Below are 17,947 nucleotides of genomic sequence, written 5' to 3' on the forward strand. Positions count from 1 at the left end.
TTTACCCATGATTTACCTCTTATGGTTTAAGTTACATTTTTACCATAAAAAGTGTCGAGAAATCTCAGGCCTTACCAATCAGCAACGTTCATTACATGACGCGAGCAAAATCTAAATGCCTTTGGCCAAGCGAGCGTAATCAGGAACGAAAGAATGTTTAAAATAAAACCTCAACTACATCTGGTGACCTTAAACCGGCTTTTGCCCATCTTTGCAGGCGCGATTGCACTTGCCGGCTTTACCTATTTTATTGGTGTGAGCGACGCCTTTTTTTATGGAACGTTACTTACCCTGATACTGTTAGCAGCGCTATCTTCACTACTGGCTCTGTTTGAACCCTTCTTGTCGCAGGTAAGCATTTGTAAGGACAACATCTCTTATATCACCTCATACGGCGGAGAAATTGAAGTAAAGCTTGATCACATTGATTATGAGAGGTCGGTCTGGGATAAAAAGGGGCTACTTATTGTGGATTCTCTTGGAAATAATGTTTTCCTCAGCTATGCGTTATTCTCAAAGCCGGATGTCGAAAAGGTCTATGCGTTTATTTCTGAAAACAGTGAATAAACGCTGACGCCTTACCACAAGTCGCAAAAAAATGGCTCACCAACAGCGCCGCGAAAATAAAAACAAAAAGGACGTTTCATGAGGTTTTTAATCATATTACTTGCGCTGCTCGTTACCACTTCAGTACGAGCGGAAGATGGTCTGTTCACCCGTTTGTTTTTTGCAAAGCAAAAGGCAGACAGCAACGTAGTACAGCGCTATAACACAGGGTTTTTAGCAGCGTTTAACAGCGCGAACACCGTCGATATTGCCAAGTTGTATAACTTGCACATAATGAATAAAAAACGCGAAGACGGGACGGTAAATATATTCTTCTCATTAAAGGATATTTCCACCGGCAAACCCTATAATATTGGCGCGAATGCCGAAGATTTTATTATTGGTGAACGAAAGTCGTTCAGCTTCCAAAACAATGGCTATCACTACAGCATCAGCATCGACACGTCGTTAAACGCGCTACCTGGAAGCTGACGCGGGTTGCGATGACTGTTGTTGTAAGGTTAATGATACCGGCTGGCAAAAGCGCGGTTACTCAGCAGGCATTTACAGATTAATGAGAACGTTACCCGGACTGATATGAAGTTAATAGGTAAAATTATCGGCGCTGCGGTGCTTACCCTGGTAGCCCTTTACTATGGCACTTTTCTGATAATGCCCAGCATAACCGTGAGTAACGACAGCGGCGCAACAATTCAGTCTGTAAATGTCACCCTGCCTGATTCGACCTTGGATTTTGGAAGCCTGGAACGCCAGCAGCAAAATACCATTCACTATGCCCTGCACCAAAATAACGGCGATTATCAATACCGCATTGTAGACTCAGATGGCGCTATACGAACAGGCCGATGCGGCTCGGTAATGGACTATGAAGTTCATAAACGCGTTCAGATACAAGTTAACAAACACGATGTGATTTGCAGCGATTGAAAACCAGGCATTTATAGATAGACGAATGCCTCCCGGTTTCGTATTTTAAATGACTCGGACACTCAAAAGCTCAGCGCTAAAAAAGGATTAAAATGGACTTTAAGAATATGCCGAAGCAAAAAAGCCACTTTCTGGCAGGTGTTGCCGCTGGCATTGCGGAGTACCAGGGCATTAGCAAATTCACAGTAAGAAGCTTCTTTTTAATTACCGCTATTGTCACAGGGGGACTGGGTATTCTTTTATATTCTGTTCTTGCGCTACTCATGCCACCTCCAGAGCAATAGGGCGAATGCGGGAAACATCTTGCGACGTTCTTATCCATAGCCGGCTGAAAAAGCATTCGTGATGCATTTGTATACGTAAGTACGACAATGGCAAAGATAGGCGGAAAAGTGGCTATATCACTATTTTTTAGTCAAAAATTAAATGCTAATCACCTTGCGTCAGCACGCACGCCCTATATTTAGAGGCATAGAGCACCTGGCCCGTAAGTTGCTGATTGAGAATGCTAATTTATTAAAGGAATAAAAAAATGAAAAAATTGTTCACCGCGTCTTTGCTAATTGCTTTTCTTGTAGTCGTTTACTCGCAGTTCACTGAACTGGCTTACAAACTTGGTTTTGCTGAACTTAAAATGGTTGCTGTTCTGGAGAATTCTGAAAAGATGAAGGTTAAGTGTGACGCTTATGCCTTAGGTTACTTTGACGAAATAAAACTTCAGAACAAGTTTCAAAAATGTATCAACGACTATGAAGCTGATGGCTATGAAGTTATCAGCAGAAGCGAAACATGATCAATAGTTGATTGCGTGGGCATTTTCACGCAATCTTTCGATACCACTTATTAGTAAACTTAAAAAATAAAAAGGACTTTGAATGTTTAAATACGTTTGCGCAGCGTTAGTTGTTCTGAGCACGTTTTACTGCAGTGTCACTCACGCCAGTCAGGAAGCACAGCAATTTGGCACCTGCTTGACCGACTCAATGACCGGTAAAGAAAGAAAAAATTTGGCGAAGTGGATTTTTCTTGGGATCTCCACCCACAGCACAATCAAACCCTATGCGAATGTAACAGAAAGCGATATTGACGACGTGAACAAATATGTCGGCACCTTAATTACGCGCTTGGTCACTGAAGATTGCCCGGAGCAAGCGAAAGCGGCAGCAGGCGTAATGGGCTCAGCCGCGTTCGAGCAAGCGTTCAAGATTGTTGGTGAAGTTGCTATGCAGGAGTTGATGACAGAGCCCAGCGTTGGCAAGTCATTAGGTGCTTTTGAAAAGTATCTTGATCAGGAAAAGTTTAATGATGTTTTTCAGTAGCCCAGCTTGTAGTTGCGCTCGAAGGGCTTGCCAAATTGCTTAACCGGCTGGAAAGCGCAAATTAAAGACATCCTGTTATTGGAAAACCGATGCTTCTCAGATCTTTTACTATAGATGATGCGCCACGCCTGGCGCTGCTGCTGAACGACAGGGATATGTCGAAATGGACAGCGCATATTCCTTTTCCATACACGGTAGGAGATGCTGTGGCATGGCTAGCCTCTCACCCTACCTCACCGCGCAAGGCATTGGCTATCGAACTGGATGGTTTGCTAGCTGGTTGCATTTCCTATTGGCCAACAGATTCAGGCGAAACTGAAATCGGCTACTGGGTCGCGAAAGCCTGGTGGGGACAGGGGGTGGCTACCCAGGCCATAAGCGCACTGCTTGATGCTTACTTACCAAGCCAGACTGATGTAATCGCTACGGTGGCAGAGCAAAATATTGCGTCGCAGCGTGCGTTAATGAAGTGTGGATTCACATGTAGTGGCCAGTGCCATATTACGCGTAATGGTGATGCGCTTAACGCCTTATGTTTTGTAAAGTACAAGACCTGATTCGTATCTTCCAGAGGGCTCATTATGAAAAAGCAGTTTATCTGGGCGTGTGCCATTTCCTTCATATTACTCTTTGAACATTTGAACCATCTTCTTGTGCTAATTATCTTGACTGATTTCGCGCCTGTAGAAGCTATCTCCAAAGCGTTCGCCCATACCTCGATAACATCTGTGCTGTTTATAGGCGCGTTTCGCATTATCCCATTCGTACCGCTTGTGCTTTGCGCGGCGTTCACCAACCTTCTGAGCTCGCTCAGAGGTAGAGTCGCATTGTGGCTGAGTCTGGCGGTGACAATAGTTATTATTTTCACAGGATACTGGGAGATCATGCGCCCCTTATATACAGATGAGCATGCTTCCTCTACGGCCGCCCTTGGCTATATTTTTGTGCCGGTCGCAGCACTGAGTTGTGCCGTTGCTGCAGGTTTCGGTACGTACTTTACGCTGTATATTGCTGAGTTTATTGTGAAGCGCCATTAGTATTCAGAAGCTTTATCAGGTAAGTTTATTTATTCGCCGCGCCGGCAATTTTTATTGGGTGTCGCAGGTTTGTCTGGCAGATGACGCCGATGTGTCGTAACTGTAAAAAGGACTGTTCCTGTATCGTTCGTATCGAACTTACAAAGGAACATTAAAATGGATATGAAAATAGATTCTAAACTGATCGTTCAATACAGACATCAGCGAGCATGGAGTCAGCAGCACTTGTCCGTTGTCTCTGGTGTCAGTCTGCGAACCATTCAGCGCGTTGAAAATGAGGGTAATGCCTCGTATGAAACGCTTAAAGCTATTGCTGCGGCCTTTGATACTGATGTGACAAGCATTGCTCAAACAACCCCACACCTAAAAACGGTTTACGGCAAGCTTTCTGCCTCTGCGATACTCGTGGTCAGTATCCTGATTAGCCTGTTTATAACTTCATCGACAACCGCCGCCACCGGGGTAGAAATTCAGGCAACCTCTGTTTCCCAATCGCAGGACAGAACCGTTACTCATTTTACCGGCGAAGTCAGCATGACTATTCCGCACCAGGTGCCGTTTAACATAACAACATGTAAGCATAGTGCGCTGTCCTCCGGTACACCTTATCAGCTTACTATCACTGCGGATAACGCGACATTTTTAGTTCAGGATGCCAACATTACAATGTCTGAAGAAGGGATAAAAATTGCAGCAGTGCGCATCACAGCACGAAGCAGTGGCGTGCCAGAGTAATTAGCAACAATGCGTGCTGTTTGTATGTTTATATAGCGCGTGAAAGCAGCGCGCTAATTTTCTGCATAAGCCACAAGGACGGGTAAACACAAGATGGAAGACAAAGAATTATACAGGGGTAAGACCTGGATTGCAGGCGGAGTCTGCGCAGGACTTGCTGATCACTACAATATCAGAAAAGGCGCCATTCAGGCTGTATTTGTTTTAGGTACTGTGGTTTATCTGGTTCCGGTATTTATCTACATCGTGTTGTGGCTTTTAATCCCGAAACGCACCGGCTAACGCCCCCCTGTTAACCGGAAGGTAAAAAAGTGTGATTATAAAAATTGATGACCTGCGCGGCGAAGAGATAGCATTGCTTTTGGCAGAACATCTGGCAGATATGCATAACACCTCACCGGCAGAAAGCGTTCACGCCCTCGATGTGCAGGCATTGAAAGCCTCGGACATAACATTTTTCAGTGGGTGGATAGACGACCAATTAGCCGGGTGTATTGCGATTAAAATGTTGAGTGACACCAGCGCAGAGCTTAAATCGATGCGTACAGCACATAGATTTCGTGGACAGGGGGTTGCTGCTGGCTTGCTGCGACACTGTCTTGATGTTGCAAAAACACGGGGTGTCTCGACTGTCTACCTGGAGACCGGCACGCAGCCTTATTTTGAAGCAGCCCATCGTCTTTATAAAAAGCACGGTTTTAAAGATTGTGAGCCGTTTGGCAATTACATCATCGATGCCAATAGCCGCTTTATGCTATTTGAGTTATAGCCTGCAAGGAGGCTGGATGAAAGCGACTTTACACGTTGGCGCATTCGACGTGGATTTACTCAACGCCAGTTTACACTTGGCAAAGTACACATCGCATACGACAGCGATTAACACCTTCTTCTCCTCTGATGCATCAGCGCGTTAACCGCAATAACACCTCTTGTGAAAGAGGTACGCGCATCCAATGCAAGGCTGCTTAACCATGCTCACATTCAAATGACTGCCAAAATGCAGCGGCCGGTCATGTTTCGAGTAATGCGTTTTACTCTCGTCATTCCACTTTTCTTTGTGCTGTCTGTGCTTATTCACGAGTCCGGGCACGCCATAGCCGGCAAACTTGCGGGACTTGGCGTTCCTGTTGTTCAGATATGGCCCGGCGTAGAACTTTCCCCAATATTTACAGTGACGCCCTTTTCGGAGCATTGGCCAGCCAATCGCGTGGCATCAGTCGGCTTTGCACGCCATGAGCGCGCTGCTGTTCAATTTGAAACTGGCAGGGGATCTCAGTATGCGCTGCCTACACCGGCATTCGTCAATAAGCCTTTTTATACCGACAGTAACAGCATGTGGGCCACGTCTGTGGTGGGCGTTATGGGCAGCGGACTGACCTATCTGATATCGGTTATTTGCCTTTTGAGCCTGTGGCTTTTCAAGCCCGAAGGCACGATGCGACTATTGCTGTTTGCCGGCTCGCTGCTTTTTTACGATATATTATTTTATGCTGTTTTCCCTACTTTTTTCGGATTGCCTCATATCATAGTGTTTGGCAGCACAGAACCTGAACCTGTGGTTCACCTGGCGCAAATGGGCGTGAAGCCGTGGCTCTCTGTTACAACCATCATCATGCTCAGTGCAATGCACAGTGTTGTTCTGGTCACGCTGCTGAAAGAAACCAGAACGGGAAAAAAGGATGAAAAATCCGTGTTCAGTGTACCGGCATCAAGTGATACTATGGCTAAAGGACGACCACATCAGCAGTTAAATGGATTTTTTATGCTCAGAAAACTCAGTTACTTCGTTTTTTTCTCAATCGCGTTATTTACAGCACACGCCGCCGAATTCAGTCAGGGCGATGATTACCTTGTGCTTGATGTAAAGGCCACATCAGACAAAGAAATTACCGAGTATTTTTCTTTTTACTGTCCCGCCTGCTATCGGCAGGAACCTTTCATGAATGCGTTAAAAGACGCACTACCGGAAGGCGCTACATTTAAAAAGAATCATGTAGATGGAATGCCAGACAGAAATCCGAAGTCAGAGCATCTGCTCACAAAAGCACTTATCACGGCACAACATCTACAAGCCGAAGATGAAGTGGTCCCTGCAATATTCAGTTATATTCACGAAAATAACGCTAACATTGATAACGAAAACGATCTTCGAAACCTCTTTATCGTTAACGGCATTGATAAAGTGGCGTTTGATAAAGCCTTCTCCTCTTTCGCTGTTAATACGCAAGCGAAAAAAATGCAAAAAAACACAGCTTTTATTCGTAGTCAGGGGTTTACCGGTGTGCCCACATTAATTGTTAACGGAAAATATAAACCGCTGACTACCAATATAAAATCTATGAAGGACTATCAGGAACTGATACTTTTTCTTTTAAATAAATCAGCCTGATGACATCGCCCTCTTCGAATGTTTCCTCGTGGTAATAAAGGAAGTCTATGAACAAGCAACGCGCGCTTCTTGATCTTGCAAGAAAGCGTCAGGCCACGCGATATGATGGCTATACCGCAATAGGTGATTATGATGATGGCGTCTGGGAATGTGATTATATTTCGCCATTCAGCCTGTCATCACACAATGCTGATGCAGACATTCTTATCATATTGCAGGACTGGTGCTCTGAACAAAGCTTCGATTTTCCGGTGTGTCAGGAGACGCTATCGCTGGGCCACACGCCCTCGGTGCGCACCAATATAAATTTGAAACGTTTGCTGCAGCAGCATTTTGGTAAAGCGCTTGAGGATGTATACGCGACAAACCTGTTTCCCTTTGTTAAACCCGGCCCGATGAACGCGCCGATTCGCGCCAGGGACCTTTCGCGTGCTGCCACTGAGTTTACCCTGCCACTGATTGATATAGTGCAGCCCAAAATAGCGGTGTGTCTGGGTATTGCATCGTTCAACGCCCTTCGTAAGGCATGTCACTTATCAAGCGTAGCGAATGTTGAAGAGGCTGTTAATTCAAGCTTTATGCACAACGATACCCGAATATGTTGTCAGGCTCATACCGGCCAGTTGGGCCAGAATAACCGAAACCGCGGCGGTGTTAATCGTGTCGAGCGTGATTGGGCAGCGATGAAGCAACTATTTGAGGATAAACAGGCGCCCGCCTGATCGCCTCGCTGTTCATTGCCATCCCCGCTCAAACTTTGAACTATTTCATCATTTAAAAAGGAACTTTTATGAAACCTATATCCTTGCTATTACTGGCTATTTTTCTGACTACAATAGCGTGCAATGCGGTTGCCGCACGTCATTATGATGCACTTTTGAAACAGATTGAAAATCTGGCGCAGCAAGCCGACCGGTGTAAAGCGACCAAAGATGCAAATAGTGAAGCTTGTATGCAGTTTGCCACTGCCCTGAATCAGGGGGGCATGAGTAATATTGAATTATTTAAGAATAAAATGTCAGCGATTATTGAACAGGATGCCGATGCGGGGATAGAAGCCAGTAAGCACATGCTACGCATAGGCCAGGCCGCGGTAGTACTGACCAAAGGCCGGTAATGCGATGAAACGATTTGGTAAAATCTGGCTGACTCCGGCGCGCTTGCTGAGCGTACTGTTCATTATTGTCAGCAGCGTCAGCCTGGCGAACGAGCCTTACAAGGTTTTACGAAGTCAGGTCATAACACTGAAGGAGCCGGATACCGGGCGCGTTTACCCACTGTATATAAAACTTCCCCGCTCCTACTCAAAAGAGCCTGAGAAGCGGTATCCGGTTATTTATCTGTTGGATGCCCCCTACAGCTTTCCTATCGCCTCCGGTGCTACTCGCTATCCAATGAACAGCGGCAACATGCAAGAGGCAATTTTAGTGGGTATAGCCTACGAAAAAGGTGCCAAGGGCGCTTCTGGCAGAGTGCGGGACTTTACCCCTGTCCGGGCGCCAGACTGGAAACTACAAACCGGCAACGCCGCAGGCCATGCCGCCTTCATTCAAAATACAATATTTCCGTATATTGAAAGAACTTACCGAACTGACAATAAAACTCGCACCTTTGTTGGCAACTCGCTAGGCGGACTGTTTGGCGCGTACATTTTGTTTTCTCAGCCCGAAATGTTTACCAGCTATATTCTGGGAAGCCCGTCTGTGTGGTTTAACGATGAATATCTACTATCGCTTTCGGCCACAGCCACTGATGCGCCTGTGAAGGTATTTATTGGCGTAGGTAGTCTGGAAACCCACGCTGCTGGTGAGAAGCAGGAAATGGTTGCCGGGGCCAAACAATTAGTCAATAAAATACGAGAAATACCCGGCGCCAATATGACGGTGAAACTGCACATTATTGAAGGCGCAAGGCATTCAACTGCCTTCCCCACTACCCTGATCCAGGGACTGGACTGGATTTATAGCCAGTCCCGATAATCAGGCGTATTGCGTATCATCGTCATCTTCAGGCACAAGATTCACATTCAGATTAAAGAATTTTTTAAACGGAAAAACACAAAATGAAATCATGGAACGATTTATCACTACTGCAAAAAGCAATCATCGGCCTGGCTTTGACTGTCGGCGCTGCGTTTCTTCCTGAAATTGCGCTGCTGGTCAATTGGGGCGGCATGGAAATCGCCTTTGCGATGATTCTGGCATCACTTTCACCCTTTATCCGCTGGCTGACAACAAGGCTTAACCGTCTGCGCGAGGCGATACAACTTGCTGTAAACGCTTATAAGCAAAGCGCTTCTGCCCGCCCCGGTATATATATGTTACAGACCGTATTTTTCGGTACGGCTTTTCTCATGACCGGTTCTGCCTTTGCCATCACATTCATGCTACCTGGCATGATGTTCAATTCATTGCTGGTGTAGGTGTGGCTATGCAGCGAGTTTTCCAATTTAAGGCCAGAGGCTTCTGGTCAAGTGAAGTAGATATCAACAAGCTTAACGACAAAATCACCCGGTTTAACAATAGCGGTTGGCAGGTGGTATCAATGACGACCAATACGACACTTTTTGGTGCCGTTGTTTCGTATTCTTTACTGCTTGAAGCTGAGCCTCCGGCTAAAGAGTAGGCAATTTTTAGTTTCTGACCTACTGTTATCAGACTAACTGACTGGAGAACAATGATGTCTTATATTGATGGCTTTGTGGCTGCGGTACCTACCGCGAATAAACAGCAGTATTTTGAACATGCAGAAAAAGCCTCAGAGGTTTTTAAAGAATTCGGGGCATTGAAGGTTGTTGAAACGTGGGGTGATGAGGTGCCCGATGGCGATGTCACCTCGTTCCCGATGGCGGTTAAAGCAAAAAGCGACGAGAGTGTAGTCTTCTCCTGGGTAATCTGGCCTTCTAAAGCGGTACGCGATGAAGCATGGCAAAAAGTGATGGAAGATAGCCGCATGCAACCGGAGAATAACCCCATGCCCTTTGACGGAAAACGCTTGATTTACGGCGGTTTTAATTTACTGTTAGAACGCTGACAACGGGTATGTGTCTGTCAGGCACACTTTGCAACAACACCAAAAATCGCCGGTGACCTTACGCCGACAGATAATTTATTTTGCCTCAGGGAAGCGGCATGATACTTCGAATACTACTGATTATAGTTAGTCTGGCGCATTGGCATGCTCAGGCTGCAACACCAGTCACGTCGGTTACCGCCCACAAAAACAGCATTGTGTATTACGGTGACATTTCTGATGCTGCCAATGAAGCGGTACTTGAATTGTTAAACGCGCATCCGAAGACATTTACCACACTCGCCATCACCAGCCCGGGTGGTGAAGTTAATGCAGGGATGGACCTGGGCGACATGGTCTTTTCTCATCAGCTACGTGTGAATATTGATGACTATTGTTTGTCGTCATGCGCGAACTATGTGTTTACCGCGGCCCCACATCACCACATATCTAACCGTGCAGTGATCGGCTTTCATGGTGGCGTCACCGGCATGGAGGACTCATTTGATACCGTCGTCCTGACGATGCCTGAATCTCAACGAGCTGCGGCTAAAGCGACGTTTGCGAACTACATTCAAAACGCTATCGAACGCCAACACCGATTTTTTAAAAAAGTCGGCGTTGATCCCACCATTACCACCCTTGGCCAGGCGCCTGTCTACAATCAGCACGAAGCGTCTGAAGCCTATGTGGGCTGGTATTACTCAATAGACGATTTACATAGGTTGGGTGTTAAGCATATTGAGGTCATCAACCCGCCCTGGAAACAAAGAGACCTCTCGCAAACAGTGAAATTTTTTAAAGTCAGCGTTCCCGCCGATAGATATCATGAAGACAGCGCAGCGCTCGCTCCCAAAGAATCCCACCTGAAATAAGTTAAGCATCAATCTAGCAGGAAAATGATAATGGAAGATGTGGCAAGTGAAATCAGTAATGGCTTTTTTCGTGCGCTCGGGTTTTTGCTCGCCGAGGTGTTTTTCTGGACAATCTGTTACTGGTTGGGTTGGCCGGTGTGTAAAGTGCTCTCATTAGGGAAGTACCCTAAAGAAACGGCTTTCTTTATCCTTGGAAATCATGATGACAAAGGATTCTGGTGCGCCTTTACCGGCCTTATCGTCTTGGTATTGCTGGCTTTAGTCTTTCTGGGTGTGTTCGGTTAAAGGGCGCAGCCATTACCTGTAGTCGCTGTAAAACATTGCTAGACAGCAACCCACGGTCAGTGGCACATTATCGATTCGTTATTTAAAAACACTTACAAAGGATGGTAAGTCTCTTGCCCCTTCAATCATGGACGAAAGAATGAAATTTCAACACACGCTCTTTGCATTAATCCCTTCTGTTTTGCTTTTCGGCTGCAACTCAGACAGTAACGACTCTGAAGAAGTCTGCACAACCGAGGCTGTGCCTGCTATATCTGTTTCAGTTATTGATGAGCAAACCGGTGACTTAATGTCCTGTGGTGCGACGCTGGAGATTCAGGATACCAGTTTTGAAGAAACGGTGACCAACCAGGATAGTGACACCTGCGATGACAGTGTGCCTCTTGAAGGCGCGTTTGAGCGGCCGGGCTTTTACAACCTGACCGTTTATAAAGAGGGCTATGAATATTGGTATGAGTACAACGTTGAAGTGCCTGAGGGTGAATGTCACGTCGAAACCGTTGACCTGGAAGCACGTCTGATAAGCGCTGAGTAGCGTTTACAGGTGACAACATTTTTAAATCAGGTGAGCAGATAAGAACCGTTGTGACCTTGCTTTGCGCATCGATGTTTCAGAGCTGGGCTGTTCGCTGCGTGCCATAAAAAATACTGATCAGACAAGTTTAGCGGTGAAGTTGAGGGCGACTTGCCGGCTTGACGCCTGCGCAGATTGTGCCCTCGCTGCTCCCTTCCTCTGGCCAAACAGGACATACTGAGTGCCTCGTGCTCATGCCCGACACCCAATGGCATTCAGTATGGTCAGGTCAGCCGATAGAAGAACCGTTCATATTTGCCATGGCGCATAAGGATAAAAAAGGATTAATGCTATGATGTCGATAAATGCAACCCTGCTGGGACAGATCGTTGCGGTGCTGATGATTGTGATGGCAGTCGCCGGTTACTATCTGGGAAAAAGAAAAACCCAAACTCCTGTTCTGACAACGGTCATTGCTATTGTTTCATCACTTATACCGCCACTTGCGCTGCTTTTTCTGATGGCCCTTGTGCTTAAAAACGATGTGAACGTACAAGCTGGCAATGTATAAGAATGCGCATGAATTTTAGTAAGATGAACCAAAACTGATTACCCATCTTACAGTGTCGGTACAGGCATTATCAGGCTGGTACCGCCCCTCTTACCGGGCGCTGGCCCCCTCTTATTGAGCCCGCATTTTGCTGCGATGTACTGGCTTATTCACCATTTCTCTTTTGGCGGGTTTAGCAGCGAAGCCGTACAATCACTCAAAGCGTGTCGAATACCGCTTTCTGACTGGCCGGTTTATTCGTCATCGCCAGCTATTATTAACAGTATAAGGAGGCCCAGTGAAGTATAAGGGCAAAATTGTACAGTGGAACGATGAAAAAGGTTTTGGCTTCGTCCAGCCGATGATTGACTCACAGCGCGTATTTTTTCATATCAGCGCATTGACGCAACGCGGGCGTCGTCCGGCCAACGGTGATATTGTGATCTACACAATAGAAAGCGACAAACAAAATAAAATGCGCATTAAGCATATGAACTTCTCGGGAAAGCAAGCGCGTAAAACTGCAGGCTCACGGGTCAGACTTTTACCCGTCATGATTGCGATAGGGGTTATCGGCGGGCTGCTTGCGATGGCTGCTACCAATGATGTGCCAATCGTCGTGCCTGCCCTGTATGGCGTTGCCAGCCTGCCTGCATTTGCTTTTTATGCCAAGGACAAATCCGCCGCCAAGCGGGGAAAATGGCGCACACCTGAAAGCCATCTTCACCTGATAAATCTTGTCGGCGGCTGGCCCGGGGGCCTGATTGCGCAGACGCATCTGCGGCACAAGTCCAGTAAAACATCGTTCCTTGTGACCTTTTGGGCAACCGTACTGGTAAACATGCTTATCCTTGCCTGTTACCTGGAGCCTTCGATTCTTCAAACGGTTCTTCAGTCAGATATCAATGTTTACAGATAAGTCCATCGCAGCGGTAACAGCTTGTTACATTATACCGCGTGTTCCCCGCTGAACTTTCTTCTATTGTGCCAGCCTTATCTGGGTGATTCATTGTGCTTTAATTACGATAAAAGCATCTTTTTTCAAATATAAGGATATATTGCGATGAAAAATCTTCATCTTTTCACCATGGTTTTAGCCACTTCATTTTCCTGCACCGCGCTTGCGCAAATTCCCGCCGCCGATGAGCAGGAAACGGCTTCGCGAATCTCGGTAGGGATCGGAGGTGGCGCTATGTTCAGCGGCCTGGGAGCCAATGTTGCCTGGACCTCACCCACCGATCTTAAATATGTTTCAGCAGGCTGTACCGCGCAAAAAGAATGTGGTTTGGGTATTGGCTGGATAAAAACCGACTTATTTGACAGCACCTCCAACAAACATGGGATGGCATTTATCTGAGCAAAGTCGACGAAGAGTGGCAACGGAAGGTGAACAATCTAAATAGCCAGCCAGTGTATGATTTCGAAGAAAAAGATGTTTATGGGCTGGGCGTAAGCTACACGTATTTTATGAACGGTATAAATAAATCCGGGACCACCGCCGGTGTGTCTTTTCATGCCACGAATAGCGACTATGATAATAAAGAGATCTGGCTGCAGCTTGGCTATCAGTTCTGATTAAATAAGAATGTTATAAGCAGGCCTCACTACTGAAAGGATTATGATGATATGAAAATTGTATTTCGCATCGTACTTGGATTTGTCTTACTGGCAGCCGCGATTACTGCCTATAGCTATGGGCAGACTACCGGTATGTTCCTGTTTATTCTGGCCGGCTTTGCACTGGAAACAGTGTTCTGGTTTAACCTTTTCCCTGTCAGAAGAAAAGCGCCGCACTAGTTGAACGTTTAAAGTGTGACAGCAGCATTTGTGCGCGGCGGCATAAGCCACCAGCATCACAACAATGTATATTCTAAGGGGCCAGAATGACAGTACAACATCACTGGCCCGTTATTGTCGGTCTGATTGCCACGGGTATCGGTGTCGTGACATTTTCGGCACACTGGCACCTTTGGGCGTATTTTGAGGGACCGCTGCCGGGTTACGAAATACTGCTGCTTCCCGGCAACATGATGCTGCGCTATGTCTGGCATCCTTTGCTGACAGAAGAGTTGTCGTTAACTGTTAAACTGGTATTGCTCTTCACGAGCCAGTTTTTTGTTGTCACCCTCATGTGCTACGTACTGAGCGTAGTTAACAGATTGAAAGAGCGATGTTCGCGGCGCTAGACATTTGTCTTGATAACGGATGCAGGCGGTCTTGTAGCGTATCTAGAAATTTAACTTTTCACCGTCGGTTAGCCAATGCTACAAATAGCGTAACAAGGATTTATCCATAAACTTCATAAGGATGTGATGATGCGGTATGCCTCTTTTTTCTTTTGCGCAATTATGCTCGCCGGATGTGCGTCCGGCCCGCCGACAGCAGAGCCGGGTGAACAATTTAGGCAAAAAGGCGCCGTTGTTTCAGCGCCCTCTGACAGTGGCTGGCTAGTGCTGGAACATACTAACGAGAGCGTTGCGCTCGCTCACTCTTATCCTGACCTGGCATCCGTTGTATTAAATACCTATTACTTCTGGATTGGCGAGACGCCCAGTGACGAAGAATTTTTTGCAAGGCTTATCGAAGGCAGAAAACAGGTGGGTAACGAGCAACGTTTCCACCAGCTTGATGTCAGTTACCAGCCAACTACGTTTAAGGACCAACCCTGCCTGAGGTATGAGGGTGTTGCAGAATACCAGCAGGATACAGACGCATTGCCGTCTGGCACAGCTTATTTTAAAAATCATGGCTATATTTGCCGCTCTAAACTGGATAACGCCAGCGCAATATTAATGGAAATATCTTTGCGGTCCGCCTCTCGTGAAATGCCTGACTATGCAGTTACATTGGGCGGAACATTTTTTGCCAACGTTCGCTTAACCGATACGCCATAGCGATGTCAGGAGTCCGCCCGTGCCTTATTTTTTAAAAAGTAAACGAGTCATGCGCTATCTGATGCTGCCAGTGGCCATGTGTTGCCTGAGCGCGTCAGCATTTGCACAGCAGAACACGGCACTTTCTCAAATGCTACTTGCCATGAAATATCAGGATCAGGCAGTGCGTGAGGTTGTAAAGCAGTCTGGTGGGGACCTGACTGCTGCTCAGGTAAAACATATCCAAAAGACGGACAATAAGCACACCAGACAACTTAAAGCGATAGTCGACAAACACGGCTGGCCGTCACTTTCTTTAGTTGGTGAAGACGGCGTTCAGGCTGCCTTTTTGCTGGTGCAGCATTCGCCTGACTTTACCTTCCAGCAAGCCATGTTGCCGCATATTCATCGTGCATATCAAAATGATGAGGGAATTTCTGGTCAGGAAGTAGCTCTACTGACTGACAGAATTCTGATCAAAAAAGGGCAGCCACAAAAATATGGTACACAAGCAGATATCGCAGCCAACACGGTTACATTTTTGCCGATTGAGGATGCTGACAATGTTGATGAACGCCGCGCACAAATGGGGTTGCCACCTTTAGCTGAATACAAAAATATGCTGGAGCATTTCTATGCGAAGTAGCGCTTCAATGTGTTGTAACATCGTTTGGGCAGAATCAAATTGATGGCGAAAACACGGCCCGTTCAACATGTAACCTTGCGCCAGTATGTCAAAAGGCGAACCGGTGTAGCACTGGGGGCGAGTGGTTCAATGCGCAATATGCTTCGCCGCTCATTGGGCGCCCCTACATTTTCCGGCTTCTGGCAGCACTGGAACCCGGTGTGGGGATATTATCTTAGCCGTTATATTGCCGGCCCGGTAGGAAACATAACTGGCGCCTCGCTTGCTACCATCGTGACATTTGCTGTCAGTGGTGCATTACATGATCTTGCTGTCAGTGCAGTAAAGACAAAGATTATTGTCTTTTTTACCCCCTGGTTCGTCTTTATGGGCATGATGGTTGTCATAACCAGTCAAAAAGGTATTTCGCTCAGACGGCAGCGCTGGGGCATCCGCGCCCTTTTTAATCTGGGGTTAATTATTGCTGGTTTTGCGATGGCACAAGTCGTAGAAAATCAGCTACAACTTCATGCGTGGTATGGCTAAATAAGCGAAGCATTGAAAAGGATATTTCATGTTATTGGCACAATCCAGAACTCAGCATCTGTTTAATCTGCTTGTTACCTATTGCTTTACCATGCTAATCCTGGCGATGGTCACGCTCGTGACCCACCCGCTCAGCGAATTTATTGATGAAATGCTTTCTACTGCACTACAGTGGTTTTGCATTTTAAGTGTAATTTTTCTGTGGCTGGCAATATTTAACTCTGGCTGGTCAAAACTTACTGAGCGCGGCGTGACTCTGGACGATCATGGTATCGGTTATGTTTACTGGGGGCGGGAAGTAAAAGTATTGTGGCATGAGATAACGGGCTGGAATGTGAAAAAAGGTGTCTTTGGCCATTTTTCTGTCAATGGCAACGACAATAAACGTCTACAGTTTGGTTACTACACCTTTTCCTCCTGGCAGCGGGAGAAGATCTATCAGGCGCTGGTGACTCACTGCCCGCACAAACAGAACGCCTCAACGGATTAAGTCTGAGCTAAATTAAGGAAAAAATATGAAAGCCATTATTGTTGTTATCAGTCTGATGCTTTGCTGCTCATGTGCCACTATGCGCACCATTGATCCGCCGGGGGATCATGTAAACATCTCCTACTTTGGTTACGACAGCTACTGTAAGGATATTCCCCGGGTATACAGCGGCGTGTCACATAACTTTTGTGTCTTGTATGGCAAACCCAATGGGTACACCTCCAACTTTCAAAAAGCGCATTTCACTTACTTACTGGTAGACTCTGTTGCTTCAGCCGCTGCCGACACGCTGATGCTGCCTTACACACTGACCACTCAGGCAAGTAAAGGCAATATCAAAGTAAATTAGACAAAACGATCAGGATACATTTATGGAGTTTTTAGTCGATGTCTTGCTCAGAGTGATTGGTACAGCCCTCAAATTTTTTGAGCTTCATACACTGACACAGTTTTTCAAAGGTAACAAAACGCTCCCTGAGAAATACGCTGAAAGGTTAGCGCGAAAAAAACTGTCTACTCCGGTTGATGATAAAACGTCATCTAACCGCGCCCCCAGGGCTAACTCTATATGAAGCCAGACTATAGCACTGGTTGATAATTGTACACGGACTGTGCGATAGTAATTTTTGTACAATGAGAGACCCTACAAGGACAGTTATGAGACCTCACCACAACACACACTTTACAGCCCCCCTTTTAGCGGCACTCTTTATGCTGCTGATAACCTTTCCCGTTACCGCTGCGAAGCACTATGCTGATGTCCTGGTAACATCAATGAATAATGAACCAACGGTATGGGCTCGCGCCTCTGAGCATACGCCTAAATATCCTCTGGCACTGGCAAAAGAAGGTAAGCGCGGCTGCGCCGTCATGCGTTTTTCAGTCTCCGAACAAGGCAAAGCTACAGACATCTCCGTGGTCGAATCTGTTCCTGATGGGGCACTGGGCCGCGAAGCGATGCAGCTGATCCGTAGTTGGGAATGGACCCATGGTGATAAAACGCCGGCAGAAGAAGCGCAAACGCTGCGTCTGGATTTTTGCATGGGGGGCAGCTCTGTGGCCGAAGCGCATCAGCGCTGCATAAAACAGGCAGAATATCGTTGCAGTCAGTGACTTTTTCCAACACATGGCATGCCTACGGCGCAGTGTCGCCCGTCGTTAACATACCTGCTTACAGTTTATTGCGCCGACAAGCTCAATAAT

35 protein-coding genes are annotated in these 17,947 nt (G+C 46.5%); all 35 read left to right on the plus strand.

Annotation, left to right across the window (positions count from 1 at the left end):
• Positions 1-153 precede the first annotated feature (153 nt).
• Entirely contained in the window at positions 154-567 is a 414-nt protein-coding gene (locus HHX48_RS13200; RefSeq protein ID WP_191025879.1) for a hypothetical protein, read from the plus strand.
• A gap of 78 nt (positions 568-645) precedes the next feature.
• Entirely contained in the window at positions 646-1,038 is a 393-nt protein-coding gene (locus tag HHX48_RS13205; RefSeq protein WP_191025880.1) for a hypothetical protein, read from the plus strand.
• A 105-nt stretch (positions 1,039-1,143) separates the two neighbouring features.
• Entirely contained in the window at positions 1,144-1,494 is a 351-nt protein-coding gene (locus HHX48_RS13210) for a hypothetical protein (protein WP_191025882.1), read from the plus strand.
• A gap of 92 nt (positions 1,495-1,586) precedes the next feature.
• Entirely contained in the window at positions 1,587-1,778 is a 192-nt protein-coding gene (locus HHX48_RS13215) for a PspC domain-containing protein (protein ID WP_191025884.1), read from the plus strand.
• A 248-nt stretch (positions 1,779-2,026) separates the two neighbouring features.
• Positions 2,027-2,287 carry a hypothetical protein gene (locus HHX48_RS13220; protein ID WP_191025886.1) on the plus strand — a complete coding sequence of 87 codons (261 nt, stop codon included), beginning with the start codon at positions 2,027-2,029 and terminating at the stop codon, positions 2,285-2,287.
• An 82-nt stretch (positions 2,288-2,369) separates the two neighbouring features.
• Entirely contained in the window at positions 2,370-2,813 is a 444-nt protein-coding gene (locus HHX48_RS13225) for a hypothetical protein (RefSeq protein ID WP_191025888.1), read from the plus strand.
• 89 nt (positions 2,814-2,902) lie between these two features.
• Positions 2,903-3,370, plus strand: coding sequence for a GNAT family N-acetyltransferase (locus tag HHX48_RS13230; protein WP_191025889.1), 468 nt, complete (start codon positions 2,903-2,905; stop codon positions 3,368-3,370).
• A 24-nt stretch (positions 3,371-3,394) separates the two neighbouring features.
• On the plus strand, positions 3,395-3,850 hold the full coding sequence (locus HHX48_RS13235; protein WP_191025891.1) for a hypothetical protein: 456 nt from the start codon (positions 3,395-3,397) through the stop codon (positions 3,848-3,850).
• Between the two features lie 156 nt (positions 3,851-4,006).
• Positions 4,007-4,585 carry a helix-turn-helix transcriptional regulator gene (locus tag HHX48_RS13240; protein WP_191025893.1) on the plus strand — a complete coding sequence of 193 codons (579 nt, stop codon included), beginning with the start codon at positions 4,007-4,009 and terminating at the stop codon, positions 4,583-4,585.
• A gap of 93 nt (positions 4,586-4,678) precedes the next feature.
• The gene (locus HHX48_RS13245; RefSeq protein WP_191025895.1) at positions 4,679-4,867 is read left to right on the plus strand and encodes a PspC domain-containing protein; all 189 of its coding nucleotides are present in this window, start codon (positions 4,679-4,681) and stop codon (positions 4,865-4,867) included.
• Between the two features lie 31 nt (positions 4,868-4,898).
• On the plus strand, positions 4,899-5,354 hold the full coding sequence (locus tag HHX48_RS13250) for a GNAT family N-acetyltransferase (RefSeq protein WP_191025897.1): 456 nt from the start codon (positions 4,899-4,901) through the stop codon (positions 5,352-5,354).
• A 16-nt stretch (positions 5,355-5,370) separates the two neighbouring features.
• Positions 5,371-5,499: a hypothetical protein gene (locus tag HHX48_RS18970; RefSeq protein ID WP_263406957.1), complete on the plus strand. Its 129-nt coding sequence runs from the start codon at positions 5,371-5,373 to the stop codon at positions 5,497-5,499.
• 98 nt (positions 5,500-5,597) lie between these two features.
• The gene (locus tag HHX48_RS13255; protein ID WP_191025899.1) at positions 5,598-6,974 is read left to right on the plus strand and encodes a thiol:disulfide interchange protein DsbA/DsbL; all 1,377 of its coding nucleotides are present in this window, start codon (positions 5,598-5,600) and stop codon (positions 6,972-6,974) included.
• Positions 6,975-7,021: 47 nt separating this feature from the next.
• Entirely contained in the window at positions 7,022-7,696 is a 675-nt protein-coding gene (locus HHX48_RS13260; RefSeq protein WP_191025901.1) for a hypothetical protein, read from the plus strand.
• Between the two features lie 68 nt (positions 7,697-7,764).
• Positions 7,765-8,091 carry a hypothetical protein gene (locus HHX48_RS13265; RefSeq protein WP_191025903.1) on the plus strand — a complete coding sequence of 109 codons (327 nt, stop codon included), beginning with the start codon at positions 7,765-7,767 and terminating at the stop codon, positions 8,089-8,091.
• Between the two features lie 4 nt (positions 8,092-8,095).
• The gene (locus HHX48_RS13270) at positions 8,096-8,953 is read left to right on the plus strand and encodes an alpha/beta hydrolase (protein WP_191025905.1); all 858 of its coding nucleotides are present in this window, start codon (positions 8,096-8,098) and stop codon (positions 8,951-8,953) included.
• An 83-nt stretch (positions 8,954-9,036) separates the two neighbouring features.
• Positions 9,037-9,396 (plus strand): hypothetical protein, encoded by a 360-nt coding sequence (locus HHX48_RS13275; protein WP_191025906.1) that lies wholly within the window; start codon positions 9,037-9,039, stop codon positions 9,394-9,396.
• An 8-nt stretch (positions 9,397-9,404) separates the two neighbouring features.
• On the plus strand, positions 9,405-9,599 hold the full coding sequence (locus HHX48_RS13280; RefSeq protein ID WP_191025909.1) for a hypothetical protein: 195 nt from the start codon (positions 9,405-9,407) through the stop codon (positions 9,597-9,599).
• 54 nt (positions 9,600-9,653) lie between these two features.
• Complete coding sequence (locus HHX48_RS13285) at positions 9,654-10,007, plus strand: DUF1428 domain-containing protein (protein WP_191026072.1); 354 nt, start codon at positions 9,654-9,656, stop codon at positions 10,005-10,007.
• 98 nt (positions 10,008-10,105) lie between these two features.
• Positions 10,106-10,861, plus strand: coding sequence for a Clp protease/crotonase-like domain-containing protein (locus tag HHX48_RS13290; RefSeq protein WP_191025911.1), 756 nt, complete (start codon positions 10,106-10,108; stop codon positions 10,859-10,861).
• A 30-nt stretch (positions 10,862-10,891) separates the two neighbouring features.
• Positions 10,892-11,146, plus strand: a complete 255-nt coding sequence (locus tag HHX48_RS13295) for a hypothetical protein (RefSeq protein ID WP_191025912.1) — start codon at positions 10,892-10,894, stop codon at positions 11,144-11,146.
• Positions 11,147-11,285: 139 nt separating this feature from the next.
• A complete protein-coding gene (locus HHX48_RS13300; RefSeq protein ID WP_191025914.1) occupies positions 11,286-11,681 on the plus strand; it encodes a peptidase associated/transthyretin-like domain-containing protein in 396 nt (131 codons plus the stop codon).
• A gap of 331 nt (positions 11,682-12,012) precedes the next feature.
• Positions 12,013-12,231 (plus strand): hypothetical protein, encoded by a 219-nt coding sequence (locus HHX48_RS13305; RefSeq protein WP_317983505.1) that lies wholly within the window; start codon positions 12,013-12,015, stop codon positions 12,229-12,231.
• A gap of 277 nt (positions 12,232-12,508) precedes the next feature.
• Positions 12,509-13,129 carry a DUF1294 domain-containing protein gene (locus HHX48_RS19090; protein ID WP_191025916.1) on the plus strand — a complete coding sequence of 207 codons (621 nt, stop codon included), beginning with the start codon at positions 12,509-12,511 and terminating at the stop codon, positions 13,127-13,129.
• Positions 13,130-13,273: 144 nt separating this feature from the next.
• A complete protein-coding gene (locus HHX48_RS13315) occupies positions 13,274-13,567 on the plus strand; it encodes a hypothetical protein (RefSeq protein WP_191025918.1) in 294 nt (97 codons plus the stop codon).
• A 29-nt stretch (positions 13,568-13,596) separates the two neighbouring features.
• Positions 13,597-13,785: a hypothetical protein gene (locus tag HHX48_RS13320; protein WP_191025920.1), complete on the plus strand. Its 189-nt coding sequence runs from the start codon at positions 13,597-13,599 to the stop codon at positions 13,783-13,785.
• Positions 13,786-13,836: 51 nt separating this feature from the next.
• Positions 13,837-14,007, plus strand: a complete 171-nt coding sequence (locus tag HHX48_RS13325) for a hypothetical protein (protein ID WP_191025922.1) — start codon at positions 13,837-13,839, stop codon at positions 14,005-14,007.
• An 86-nt stretch (positions 14,008-14,093) separates the two neighbouring features.
• The gene (locus HHX48_RS13330; protein WP_191025924.1) at positions 14,094-14,396 is read left to right on the plus strand and encodes a ferredoxin reductase domain-containing protein; all 303 of its coding nucleotides are present in this window, start codon (positions 14,094-14,096) and stop codon (positions 14,394-14,396) included.
• A 126-nt stretch (positions 14,397-14,522) separates the two neighbouring features.
• Positions 14,523-15,104: a hypothetical protein gene (locus HHX48_RS13335; protein ID WP_191025925.1), complete on the plus strand. Its 582-nt coding sequence runs from the start codon at positions 14,523-14,525 to the stop codon at positions 15,102-15,104.
• A 19-nt stretch (positions 15,105-15,123) separates the two neighbouring features.
• Positions 15,124-15,729 carry a DUF6624 domain-containing protein gene (locus HHX48_RS13340; protein WP_191025926.1) on the plus strand — a complete coding sequence of 202 codons (606 nt, stop codon included), beginning with the start codon at positions 15,124-15,126 and terminating at the stop codon, positions 15,727-15,729.
• Between the two features lie 42 nt (positions 15,730-15,771).
• A complete protein-coding gene (locus HHX48_RS13345) occupies positions 15,772-16,254 on the plus strand; it encodes an MBOAT family O-acyltransferase (RefSeq protein WP_191025928.1) in 483 nt (160 codons plus the stop codon).
• A 28-nt stretch (positions 16,255-16,282) separates the two neighbouring features.
• A complete protein-coding gene (locus HHX48_RS13350; protein WP_191025930.1) occupies positions 16,283-16,744 on the plus strand; it encodes a hypothetical protein in 462 nt (153 codons plus the stop codon).
• A 25-nt stretch (positions 16,745-16,769) separates the two neighbouring features.
• On the plus strand, positions 16,770-17,093 hold the full coding sequence (locus HHX48_RS13355) for a YceK/YidQ family lipoprotein (protein WP_191025932.1): 324 nt from the start codon (positions 16,770-16,772) through the stop codon (positions 17,091-17,093).
• A gap of 22 nt (positions 17,094-17,115) precedes the next feature.
• Positions 17,116-17,316 (plus strand): hypothetical protein, encoded by a 201-nt coding sequence (locus HHX48_RS13360; RefSeq protein ID WP_191025933.1) that lies wholly within the window; start codon positions 17,116-17,118, stop codon positions 17,314-17,316.
• An 85-nt stretch (positions 17,317-17,401) separates the two neighbouring features.
• On the plus strand, positions 17,402-17,857 hold the full coding sequence (locus HHX48_RS13365) for an energy transducer TonB (protein ID WP_191025935.1): 456 nt from the start codon (positions 17,402-17,404) through the stop codon (positions 17,855-17,857).
• Positions 17,858-17,947: the final 90 nt, after the last annotated feature.

This window comes from Salinimonas profundi (assembly GCF_014750655.1).
GTDB classification, from domain to species: Bacteria; Pseudomonadota; Gammaproteobacteria; order Enterobacterales; family Alteromonadaceae; genus Alteromonas; species Alteromonas profundi_A.

Excerpts from the sequence above, each read along its gene's own strand:
- HHX48_RS13200 (WP_191025879.1), top strand. The coding sequence starts at position 154 with ATGTTTAAAATAAAACCTCAACTACATCTGGTGACCTTAAACCGGCTT.
- HHX48_RS13205 (WP_191025880.1), top strand. The coding sequence starts at position 646 with ATGAGGTTTTTAATCATATTACTTGCGCTGCTCGTTACCACTTCAGTA.
- HHX48_RS13210 (WP_191025882.1), top strand. The coding sequence starts at position 1,144 with ATGAAGTTAATAGGTAAAATTATCGGCGCTGCGGTGCTTACCCTGGTA.
- HHX48_RS13215 (WP_191025884.1), top strand. The coding sequence starts at position 1,587 with ATGGACTTTAAGAATATGCCGAAGCAAAAAAGCCACTTTCTGGCAGGT.
- HHX48_RS13220 (WP_191025886.1), top strand. The coding sequence starts at position 2,027 with ATGAAAAAATTGTTCACCGCGTCTTTGCTAATTGCTTTTCTTGTAGTC.
- HHX48_RS13225 (WP_191025888.1), top strand. The coding sequence starts at position 2,370 with ATGTTTAAATACGTTTGCGCAGCGTTAGTTGTTCTGAGCACGTTTTAC.
- HHX48_RS13230 (WP_191025889.1), top strand. The coding sequence starts at position 2,903 with ATGCTTCTCAGATCTTTTACTATAGATGATGCGCCACGCCTGGCGCTG.
- HHX48_RS13235 (WP_191025891.1), top strand. The coding sequence starts at position 3,395 with ATGAAAAAGCAGTTTATCTGGGCGTGTGCCATTTCCTTCATATTACTC.
- HHX48_RS13240 (WP_191025893.1), top strand. The coding sequence starts at position 4,007 with ATGGATATGAAAATAGATTCTAAACTGATCGTTCAATACAGACATCAG.
- HHX48_RS13245 (WP_191025895.1), top strand. The coding sequence starts at position 4,679 with ATGGAAGACAAAGAATTATACAGGGGTAAGACCTGGATTGCAGGCGGA.
- HHX48_RS18970 (WP_263406957.1), top strand. The coding sequence starts at position 5,371 with ATGAAAGCGACTTTACACGTTGGCGCATTCGACGTGGATTTACTCAAC.
- HHX48_RS13255 (WP_191025899.1), top strand. The coding sequence starts at position 5,598 with ATGTTTCGAGTAATGCGTTTTACTCTCGTCATTCCACTTTTCTTTGTG.
- HHX48_RS13260 (WP_191025901.1), top strand. The coding sequence starts at position 7,022 with ATGAACAAGCAACGCGCGCTTCTTGATCTTGCAAGAAAGCGTCAGGCC.
- HHX48_RS13265 (WP_191025903.1), top strand. The coding sequence starts at position 7,765 with ATGAAACCTATATCCTTGCTATTACTGGCTATTTTTCTGACTACAATA.
- HHX48_RS13270 (WP_191025905.1), top strand. The coding sequence starts at position 8,096 with ATGAAACGATTTGGTAAAATCTGGCTGACTCCGGCGCGCTTGCTGAGC.
- HHX48_RS13275 (WP_191025906.1), top strand. The coding sequence starts at position 9,037 with ATGAAATCATGGAACGATTTATCACTACTGCAAAAAGCAATCATCGGC.
- HHX48_RS13280 (WP_191025909.1), top strand. The coding sequence starts at position 9,405 with ATGCAGCGAGTTTTCCAATTTAAGGCCAGAGGCTTCTGGTCAAGTGAA.
- HHX48_RS13285 (WP_191026072.1), top strand. The coding sequence starts at position 9,654 with ATGTCTTATATTGATGGCTTTGTGGCTGCGGTACCTACCGCGAATAAA.
- HHX48_RS13290 (WP_191025911.1), top strand. The coding sequence starts at position 10,106 with ATGATACTTCGAATACTACTGATTATAGTTAGTCTGGCGCATTGGCAT.
- HHX48_RS13295 (WP_191025912.1), top strand. The coding sequence starts at position 10,892 with ATGGAAGATGTGGCAAGTGAAATCAGTAATGGCTTTTTTCGTGCGCTC.
- HHX48_RS13300 (WP_191025914.1), top strand. The coding sequence starts at position 11,286 with ATGAAATTTCAACACACGCTCTTTGCATTAATCCCTTCTGTTTTGCTT.
- HHX48_RS13305 (WP_317983505.1), top strand. The coding sequence starts at position 12,013 with ATGATGTCGATAAATGCAACCCTGCTGGGACAGATCGTTGCGGTGCTG.
- HHX48_RS13315 (WP_191025918.1), top strand. The coding sequence starts at position 13,274 with ATGAAAAATCTTCATCTTTTCACCATGGTTTTAGCCACTTCATTTTCC.
- HHX48_RS13325 (WP_191025922.1), top strand. The coding sequence starts at position 13,837 with ATGAAAATTGTATTTCGCATCGTACTTGGATTTGTCTTACTGGCAGCC.
- HHX48_RS13330 (WP_191025924.1), top strand. The coding sequence starts at position 14,094 with ATGACAGTACAACATCACTGGCCCGTTATTGTCGGTCTGATTGCCACG.
- HHX48_RS13335 (WP_191025925.1), top strand. The coding sequence starts at position 14,523 with ATGATGCGGTATGCCTCTTTTTTCTTTTGCGCAATTATGCTCGCCGGA.
- HHX48_RS13345 (WP_191025928.1), top strand. The coding sequence starts at position 15,772 with ATGGCGAAAACACGGCCCGTTCAACATGTAACCTTGCGCCAGTATGTC.
- HHX48_RS13350 (WP_191025930.1), top strand. The coding sequence starts at position 16,283 with ATGTTATTGGCACAATCCAGAACTCAGCATCTGTTTAATCTGCTTGTT.
- HHX48_RS13355 (WP_191025932.1), top strand. The coding sequence starts at position 16,770 with ATGAAAGCCATTATTGTTGTTATCAGTCTGATGCTTTGCTGCTCATGT.
- HHX48_RS13360 (WP_191025933.1), top strand. The coding sequence starts at position 17,116 with ATGGAGTTTTTAGTCGATGTCTTGCTCAGAGTGATTGGTACAGCCCTC.
- HHX48_RS13365 (WP_191025935.1), top strand. The coding sequence starts at position 17,402 with ATGAGACCTCACCACAACACACACTTTACAGCCCCCCTTTTAGCGGCA.